This window comes from Methanocalculus natronophilus (assembly GCF_038751955.1).
In the GTDB taxonomy this organism is placed as follows: domain Archaea; phylum Halobacteriota; class Methanomicrobia; order Methanomicrobiales; family Methanocorpusculaceae; genus Methanocalculus; species Methanocalculus natronophilus.
This window is the reverse complement of sequence record NZ_JBCEXH010000118.1, coordinates 1-537: the sequence shown is the minus strand read 5'-3', so window position 1 is coordinate 537 and position 537 is coordinate 1. Positions and strand designations below refer to the sequence as shown.

The window sequence follows — 537 nt, the reverse complement described above, 5'->3', positions numbered from 1 at the left end:
ACTGTTTGGTACCGTATATCTTAAGCCATTTTTTTCATAAACAATCTCAATGCTTGATGCAGGGGAGGTTGACTCATCAGGAACGACCACATGATGATTGGTAATGACATAATAGTCATTGCCCGCTTTTTCAAAGATCACCCCTGAGCCTGTCCCTCCACCAAAAAAGCCACCTGAGGCAGAGACACCAACAACACTATCACGTCTTGAATTCACCATTTCTGTTTTAACTTCTTCAAAAGACTCTAAATCATACTCAACACGGGTAATGCTTTCTTCCATCAAATCTTCTACTAAATCTAAAAGCTCTTGACGGGTAAATTCATTCACGTTATAAATGTCAGGATCTTGACTTTCTACTTCATCTTCGATAAACAAAAAGTCACACGCACTTAACGTTAGGCTCATAAACACTAAAAGTGAAACCAGCACTAATTTTTTCATATTGATCACTCCAAATTAAACAATTTTATAGCGTTTTTTGTCGTATGTTCATAGATTGTTTCAACAGGTAAGTCTTTTAACTCACTGATCGAC

General features: G+C 37.1%; 1 pseudogene. It reads right to left on the bottom strand.

Features of this window, described 5'->3' with window-relative positions:
- Positions 1–444 (bottom strand): annotated as a pseudogene (locus ABCO64_RS10780) (hypothetical protein); the annotation flags it as partial.
- Between the last annotated feature and the right edge of the window lie 93 nt (positions 445–537).